The sequence below is a fragment of the Vibrio sp. 704 genome (assembly GCF_033339295.1).
The window spans coordinates 1-7,908 of the sequence record NZ_JAWOUH010000035.1; the positions used below are offsets into that span (position 1 = coordinate 1).

General features: G+C 58.8%; 11 protein-coding genes and 1 pseudogene. 11 read left to right on the forward strand and 1 reads right to left on the reverse strand.

Going from position 1 to position 7,908, the window contains the following annotated elements; genetic code table 11:
- The 6 genes from bla to repC form a co-directional block, all read left to right on the forward strand.
- The coding region (gene bla / locus R7R24_RS23825) for a class A beta-lactamase (RefSeq protein WP_169608431.1) at positions 1–589 on the forward strand (589 nt) is incomplete at its 5' end.
- 144 nt (positions 590–733) lie between these two features.
- Positions 734–1,267, forward strand: a complete 534-nt coding sequence (gene aadB, locus R7R24_RS23830; protein WP_000381802.1) for an aminoglycoside nucleotidyltransferase ANT(2'')-Ia — start codon at positions 734–736, stop codon at positions 1,265–1,267.
- A 61-nt stretch (positions 1,268–1,328) separates the two neighbouring features.
- Positions 1,329–1,604, forward strand: coding sequence for a hypothetical protein (locus R7R24_RS23835; protein WP_223847821.1), 276 nt, complete (start codon positions 1,329–1,331; stop codon positions 1,602–1,604).
- A gap of 56 nt (positions 1,605–1,660) precedes the next feature.
- A complete protein-coding gene (gene urfF, locus R7R24_RS23840; RefSeq protein WP_112928753.1) occupies positions 1,661–1,867 on the forward strand; it encodes a plasmid repression protein F in 207 nt (68 codons plus the stop codon).
- A 30-nt stretch (positions 1,868–1,897) separates the two neighbouring features.
- The gene (locus R7R24_RS23845; protein WP_169573183.1) at positions 1,898–2,737 is read left to right on the forward strand and encodes a helicase RepA family protein; all 840 of its coding nucleotides are present in this window, start codon (positions 1,898–1,900) and stop codon (positions 2,735–2,737) included.
- Positions 2,724–3,569, forward strand: coding sequence for a replication protein C, IncQ-type (gene repC, locus R7R24_RS23850; RefSeq protein ID WP_112928757.1), 846 nt, complete (start codon positions 2,724–2,726; stop codon positions 3,567–3,569). Before R7R24_RS23845 ends, repC begins: the two co-directional genes overlap by 14 nt.
- A gap of 604 nt (positions 3,570–4,173) precedes the next feature.
- Here repC and R7R24_RS23855 read toward each other — a convergent pair.
- On the reverse strand, positions 4,174–4,434 hold the full coding sequence (locus R7R24_RS23855; RefSeq protein ID WP_169573164.1) for a mobilization protein: 261 nt from the start codon (positions 4,432–4,434) through the stop codon (positions 4,174–4,176).
- Between the two features lie 182 nt (positions 4,435–4,616).
- Here R7R24_RS23855 and R7R24_RS23860 point away from each other — a divergent pair.
- From R7R24_RS23860 to R7R24_RS23880, 5 genes and pseudogenes are all read left to right on the forward strand, one after another.
- Positions 4,617–5,258 (forward strand): annotated as a pseudogene (locus R7R24_RS23860) (MobA/MobL family protein); the annotation flags it as partial.
- 106 nt (positions 5,259–5,364) lie between these two features.
- Positions 5,365–5,775: an IncQ-type mobilization protein MobB gene (locus tag R7R24_RS23865; RefSeq protein ID WP_011117300.1), complete on the forward strand. Its 411-nt coding sequence runs from the start codon at positions 5,365–5,367 to the stop codon at positions 5,773–5,775.
- On the forward strand, positions 5,751–6,728 hold the full coding sequence (locus R7R24_RS23870) for a DNA-primase RepB domain-containing protein (RefSeq protein WP_011117301.1): 978 nt from the start codon (positions 5,751–5,753) through the stop codon (positions 6,726–6,728). The genes R7R24_RS23865 and R7R24_RS23870 overlap by 25 nt, the downstream gene beginning before the upstream one ends.
- A gap of 145 nt (positions 6,729–6,873) precedes the next feature.
- Positions 6,874–7,437, forward strand: a complete 564-nt coding sequence (locus tag R7R24_RS23875; RefSeq protein WP_112928758.1) for an AacA4 family aminoglycoside N(6')-acetyltransferase — start codon at positions 6,874–6,876, stop codon at positions 7,435–7,437.
- A gap of 83 nt (positions 7,438–7,520) precedes the next feature.
- On the forward strand, positions 7,521–7,908 hold a 388-nt coding region (locus R7R24_RS23880; RefSeq protein WP_318119663.1), incomplete at its 3' end, for a serine hydrolase.

The following is a 7,908-nucleotide window of genomic DNA, read 5'->3' on the forward strand; positions in this document are numbered from 1 at the left end:
GTGGAGTCCGATTAAAGAGGAATTCCCTAATGGAACAACTTTGACGATTGAACAAATACTAAATTATACAGTATCAGAGAGCGACAATATTGGTTGTGATATTTTGCTAAAATTAATCGGAGGAACTGATTCTGTTCAAAAATTCTTGAATGCTAATCATTTCACTGATATTTCAATCAAAGCAAACGAAGAACAAATGCACAAGGATTGGAATACCCAATATCAAAATTGGGCAACCCCAACAGCGATGAACAAACTGTTAATAGATACTTATAATAATAAGAACCAATTACTTTCTAAAAAAAGTTATGATTTTATTTGGAAAATTATGAGAGAAACAACAACAGGAAGTAACCGATTAAAAGGACAATTACCAAAGAATACAATTGTTGCTCATAAAACAGGGACTTCCGGAATAAATAATGGAATTGCAGCAGCCACTAATGATGTTGGGGTAATTACTTTACCGAATGGACAATTAATTTTTATAAGCGTATTTGTTGCAGAGTCCAAAGAAACTTCGGAAATTAATGAAAAGATTATTTCAGACATTGCAAAAATAACGTGGGATTACTATTTGAATAAATAAAAAACTACCGCTAACACTGGCTCATAGGCAATGGCGGGTTGAAGTGCAATTTGCAAAGTCGGTAGCCCGCCCGAGCGTTTTCTCGGTTTGACAGGAAAGGCTCACGCAAACCGCCACTGCCCATAGCCCAAACCGTTAGGCCGCATGGACACAACGCAGGTCACATTGATACACAAAATTCTAGCTGCGGCAGATGAGCGAAATCTGCCGCTCTGGATCGGTGGGGGCTGGGCGATCGATGCACGGCTAGGGCGTGTAACACGCAAGCACGATGATATTGATCTGACGTTTCCCGGCGAGAGGCGCGGCGAGCTCGAGGCAATAGTTGAAATGCTCGGCGGGCGCGTCATGGAGGAGTTGGACTATGGATTCTTAGCGGAGATCGGGGATGAGTTACTTGACTGCGAACCTGCTTGGTGGGCAGACGAAGCGTATGAAATCGCGGAGGCTCCGCAGGGCTCGTGCCCAGAGGCGGCTGAGGGCGTCATCGCCGGGCGGCCAGTCCGTTGTAACAGCTGGGAGGCGATCATCTGGGATTACTTTTACTATGCCGATGAAGTACCACCAGTGGACTGGCCTACAAAGCACATAGAGTCCTACAGGCTCGCATGCACCTCACTCGGGGCGGAAAAGGTTGAGGTCTTGCGTGCCGCTTTCAGGTCGCGATATGCGGCCTAACAATTCGTCCAAGCCGACGCCGCTTCGCGGCGCGGCTTAACTCAGGTGTTACCGCAGCGAAATGGCCGGGCTGGTCAAGCGGTACGGTGACGACCTCAGCAAGTGCGACTTTATCGCGGCCATGAAGCTGGCCAGCAAGGGCCGGGAGCCGGACGAGATCGGCAAGGCCATGGCCGAGGCCAGCCCCGCCATCATGGAGCGCAAGACGGGCCATGAGGCCGATTACATCAAGCGTACGGTGCAGAAGGTGATGGAGCTGCCGCAGGTGCAGGAGGCCCGCGCCGAGCTGGCGAAGCAGGCCGAGAAACAGCAGTACCGAGGGCCGACATTAGGATAAAACACTTGCATTAGAGCTAATGCCTGTTATGGTGTTAGCTCTAATGCGGAGGAAATATGAAAGACCAACACGACAAGCGTACCGGCAACCTGCTGGCCACCCCCAACGCTATACGACAGGCCCGCTTTGCCGAGCAGCAGCGAGCCATGGGCCGCAAGGCCCGGAAGATATGGGCCACAGACGCAGAGGCCGAGGCGCTGCGGCTGTATCTGGAAGAACTCAGGGCGGCGCAGGGCGGGGGTAGTGACCCCGCCAGCGCCTAACCACCAACCGCCTACACAGGAGGCAAATCAATGGCTACCCATAAGCCTATCGACATTCTGGCGAGCTTCACAGAGCTACCGCCACCGATTGACTACGTACTGCCCAACATGGTGGCCGGCACCGTGGGGGCGCTGGTGTCCCCCGGTGGGGCCGGCAAGTCCATGCTGGCCCTGCAACTGGCCGCACAGATCGCAGGCGGCCCCGACCTGCTGGACGTGGGCGAGTTGCGCACCGGCCCGGTGATCTACCTGCCCGCCGAAGACCCGCCCACCGCCATACATCACCGCCTGCACGCATTGGGGGAACGCCTGACCGACGAGCAACGGCAAGCCGTGGCTGACGGTCTGCTAATCCAGCCGCTGATCGGCAGCCTACCCAACATCATGGCCCCGGAGTGGTTCGACGGCCTCAAGCGAGCCGCTGAGGGACGCCGCTTGATGGTGCTGGATACCTTGCGCCGGTTCCACATCGAGGAAGAGAACGCCAGCGGCCCCATGGCGCAAGTGATTGGCCGCATGGAGGCCATCGCCGCCGATACCGGGTGCTCTATCGTGTTCCTGCACCATGCCAGCAAGGGCGCGGCCATGATGGGCGCAGGCGACCAGCAGCAGGCCAGCCGGGGATCGTCCGTGCTGGTGGATAACATCCGCTGGCAATCGTACCTGTCCGGCATGACCACCGGTGAGGCCGAGGAATGGGGCGTAGACGACACGCAGCGGCCCTATTTCGTCCGCTTTGGAGTCAGCAAGGCCAACTATGGGGCACCGTTCAAAGACCGCTGGTTCAGGCGGCATGACGGCGGGGTACTCAAGCCCGCCGTGCTGGAAAAGCAGCACAAGAGCAAGGGGGTGCCTCGTGGCAAAGCCTAAGAACAAACACAGCCTCAGCCACGTCCGGCACGACCCGGCGCACTGTCTGGCCCCCGGCCTGTTCCGTGCCCTCAAGCGGGGCGAGCGCAAGCGCGGCAAGCTGGACGTGACGTATGACTACGGCGACGGCAAGCGGATCGAGTTCAGCGGCCCGGAGCCGCTGGGCGCTGATGATTTGCGCATCCTGCAGGGGCTGGTGGCCATGGCCGGGCCTAGTGGTCTGGTGCTAGAGCCAGAACCGGAGACCCCCGGCGGGCAGCAGCTCCGGCTGTTCCTGGAACCCAAATGGGAAGCCGTTACCGCTGACGCCATGGTGGTCAAGGGTAGCTATCGGGCGCTGGCTCGTGAAATAGGCTATGCCAATATCGAGGACTCAAAGCCCATCAGGGACTGCATTGAACGGCTTTGGAAGGTGTCCATCATCGCCCAGAATGGCCGCAAGCGGCAGGGCTTCCGGCTGCTTGCCGAGTACGCCAGCGACGAGGCAGACGGGCGCCTGTATGTGGCCCTGAACCCCTTGATCGCGCAGGCCGTCATGGGTGGCGGCCAGCATGTGCGCATCAGCATGGACGAGGTGCGGGCGCTGGACAGCGAAACCGCCCGCCTGCTGCACCAGCGGCTGTGTGGCTGGATCGACCCCGGCAAGACCGGCAAGGCGGCCATAGATACCCTGTGCGGCTACGTCTGGCCGTCAGAGGCCAGTGGGGCCGCCATGCGCAAGAGACGCCAGCGGGTGCGCGAGGCGCTGCCGGAGCTGATCGCGCTGGGCTGGACGGTGAACGAGTATGCGGCGGGTAAGTACGACATCGCACGGCCCAAGGCGGCAGGCTGACCCCTGCAATAACTGTCACGCCCCCCCCGTTAACTGTCACGCCCCCCCCGTTAACTGTCACGCCCCCCCCCGTTAACTGTCACGAACCCCCCCGTTAACTGTCACGCCCCCAAACCTGCAAACCCAGCAGGGGCGGGGGCTGGCGGGGTGCTGAAAAAATCCATCCATGATTATCTAAGAATAATCCACTAGGCGCGGTTAACAGCGCCCTAGTGGGGCGCTGTTTGCCCTTGCCCAAAATGCCCGGCCAGAGGCCGGATAACTGATCTATCCGCTGCGCTAGGCTACACACCGCCCCCACCGCTCCGCGGTAGGGAAAAGGCGGGCCAAGGCCCGCAAACCCAAACCCCATGCACAGACGCCACAGGAAGCCGCAGACGCCTTTAGCCGCTTTAGCGGCCTTTACCCCTGCCCGCAGGGCGGGGGCGCGTGTGAAGCCCCGCAGGGGCCATGCTGGCCACCTTGCGCTTGGCTATCTCCGCCTTGATGGTCGCGCCCGCCTCTCGCATCTCTTGCTGCAGGGCTTCGATCTCGGCAGGTGTCAGCCGGTAGAAGCTCACCCTTGCCCCTCTTGCGGCTCCGGCTGGCCATGCTCCTGTGGCTGCTATTCCTGCTTGGGTGGCAGTCCGAACAGCGCCCGGTCATGGTCGCGCTCTAGGTAGCTGTCCAGCCCATCGAGCAAGCGCTGTTCTGGCCACTCGCCGCTTTCGACTTTGCCGAGTATCCACGCGCCTACCAGCACCTTGCGCCGGGTGTCCTCCTTGCGCTTTTGCTGCTGCTCCCGTGCCCTGACCCGCTGGATCTTGGCGTTGATCCGTGCCCGTTGCTCTTCCAGCTTGGCGAGCCGTTCCGCTGCTTTTGCCATGTTGACATTCCCCTTGGTTATGTGCTTGCCATCATGCTATCATCGGAGCACAGACACCGCAAACCCCGACCGTCATTCTAACGGGAGGGCGCACTTACCGGTTTCTCTTCGAGAAACTGCCCTGCGGGCACCCCTTTGGGGCTGTGCGCTCTCCGAGGGCCATTGCATGGAGCTAAACCCCTATGGCCATCTATCACCTTACGGCCAAGACCGGCAGCCGGAACGGCGGCCAGTCGGCCAAGGCGAAAGCCGATTACATCCAGCGGGAGGGCCGTTACTCCCGCGACCGTGACGAGGTGCTGCACACTCAGTCCGGCCACCTGCCCGAGTGGGCCGAGCGCCCCGCCGACTACTGGGATGCTGCCGACCTGTATGAACGCGCCAATGGGCGGCTGTTCAAAGAGGTTGAGTTTGCCCTGCCGGTCGAACTGACCCTAGATCAGCAGCGGGAGCTGGTGGACGAATTCGCCCGGCATCTGACCGAGGGCGAGCGCCTGCCGTATACGCTGGCCATTCATGCCGGTAAAGGTGAGAACCCCCATTGCCACTTGATGATCTCTGAGCGGAAGAACGACGGTATCGAGCGCCCGGCTGACCAGTGGTTCAAGCGGTACAACGCCAAACAGCCAGAGCGGGGCGGGGCGCAGAAGTCCGAGAGCCTGAAGCCCAAGGCATGGCTTGAGCAGACCCGCGAGGCATGGGCCGACCATGCCAACCGGGCATTAGAGCGGGCTGGTCACGACGCCCGCATTGACCATAGAACACTTGAGGCGCAGGGCATCGAGCGCCTGCCGGGCATCCATCTTGGCCCCAACGTGGTGGAGATGGAGGGCCGGGGCATCCGCACCGAGCGGGCCGACACCGCCCTAGCCATCGACACGGCCAACGGCCAGATCATCGACTTACAAGAATACCGGGAGGTTATCGAGCATGAGCGCGATAGACAGAGTGAAGAAGTCCAGAGGCATCAACGAGTTAGCGGAGCAGATCGAACCGCTGGCCCAGAGCATGGCGACACTGGCCGACGAGGCCCGGCAGGTCATGAGCCAGACTCAGCAGGCCAGCGAGGCGCAGGCAGCGGAGTGGCTGAAAGCCCAACGCCAGACAGGGGCGGCATGGGTGGAGCTGGCCAAGGAGTTGCGGGAGGTAGCCGCCGAGGTGAGCAGCGCCGCGCAGAGCGCCCGGAGCGCCGCCCGTGGCTGGACATGGAAGTTGTGGGCCGGGGTCTTGATCGCTTCCGTGACGCCTATTCTGGCGCTGCTGATCGCATCATGGCTTTGGCTGGAGCCGCAAATCATCGAACAACAGGGGGGTATATGGCTGGTTTTCAAGCTCAAGTAAAGGGTGACCGCACCGCGCAAGCCATCGCCCGGCAGCTCAAGGCCATGGGCTGCGACCGGTACGACATCGGCATACGGGATGCCGCCAGCGGCAAGATGATGAACCGGGAATGGTCAGCCGCCGAAGTGCTCCAGAACACGCCATGGCTCAAGCGGATGAATGCCCAGGGCAATGACGTGTATATCAGGCCCGCCGAGCAGGAGCGGCATGGTTTGGTGCTGGTGGACGATCTCAGTGAGTTCGACTTGGATGACATGAAAGCCGAGGGCCGGGAGCCGGCGCTGATCGTGGAGACCAGCCCCAAGAACTATCAGGCATGGGTAAAAGTGGCTCAGGACGCCCCAGCAGGTCACAGGGGCGTAATCGCCCGGAAGCTGGCCCGCGAGTACGACGCCGACCCGGCCAGCGCCGACAGCCGCCACTATGGTCGCTTGGCGGGCTTCACCAACCGCAAGGACAAGCACACCACCCGCACCGGTTATCAGCCGTGGGTGCTGCTGCGTGAATCCAAGGGCAAGACCGCCACCGCAGGGCCGGAGCTGATGCAGCAGGCCGGGCAGGTGCTGGACAGCATTAAGCGCCAACAGGAACGGACGGCACGACTGGCCGAGATCACCGCCCCGCGGAGTGTGCGCCGGTATCGCCGCAGCGCCGTGGACGACTACCGCAGCGAAATGGCCGGGTTGGTCAAACGCTTCGGTGACGACCTCAGCAAGTGCGACTTCATTGCGGCTATGAAGCTGGCCAGCAAGGGCCGGGAGCCGGACGAGATCGCCAAGGCCATGGCCGAGGCCAGCCCCGCGATCATGGAGCGCAAGGCAGGCCATGAGGCCGATTACATCAAGCGCACGGTACAGAAAGTGATGGAGCTGCCGCAGGTGCAGGAGGCCCGCGCCGAGCTGGCGAAGCAGACCCAGAAGCAGCGCAGTCGGGGGCCAGATTTAAGTATGTAATGCTTGCGTTAGCGCTAACTGGTGGTATACTGTTAGCTCTAATGGAGGGTTTGAGATGAAAGACCAACACGACAAGCGTACCGGCAACCTGCTGGCCACCCCTAACGCTATACGACAGGCCCGCTTTGCCGAACAGCAGCGAGCCATGGGCCGCAAGGCCGCGAGCACCCCCCCCATAACTCTTCGCCTCATGACCGAGCGCGACCTGCCGATGCTCCATGATTGGCTCAACCGGCCGCACATCGTTGAGTGGTGGGGTGGTGACGAAGAGCGACCGACTCTTGATGAAGTGCTGGAACACTACCTGCCCAGAGCGATGGCGGAAGAGTCCGTAACACCGTACATCGCAATGCTGGGCGAGGAACCGATCGGCTATGCTCAGTCGTACGTCGCGCTCGGAAGCGGTGATGGCTGGTGGGAAGATGAAACTGATCCAGGAGTGCGAGGAATAGACCAGTCTCTGGCTGACCCGACACAGTTGAACAAAGGCCTAGGAACAAGGCTTGTCCGCGCTCTCGTTGAACTACTGTTCTCGGACCCCACCGTGACGAAGATTCAGACCGACCCGACTCCGAACAACCATCGAGCCATACGCTGCTATGAGAAGGCAGGATTCGTGCGGGAGAAGATCATCACCACGCCTGACGGGCCGGCGGTTTACATGGTTCAAACACGACAAGCCTTCGAGAGAAAGCGCGGTGTTGCCTAACAACTCATTCAAGCCGACGCCGCTTCGCGGCGCGGCTTAATTCAGGTGTTAGCGGTAATTTAACCAGATAGGAGTACAGACATATGAAAATCGTAAAAAGGATATTATTAGTATTGTTAAGTTTATTTTTTACAATTGCGTATTCAAATGCTCAAACTGACAACTTAACTTTGAAAATTGAGAATGTTTTAAAGGCAAAAAATGCCAGAATAGGAGTAGCAATATTCAACAGCAATGAGAAGGATACTTTGAAGATTAATAACGACTTCCATTTCCCGATGCAAAGCGTTATGAAATTTCCGATTGCTTTAGCCGTTTTGTCTGAGATAGATAAAGGGAATCTTTCTTTTGAACAAAAAATAGAGATTACCCCTCAAGACCTTTTGCCTAAAACGTGGAGTCCGATTAAAGAGGAATTCCCTAATGGAACAACTTTGACGATTGAACAAATACTAAATTATACAGTATCAG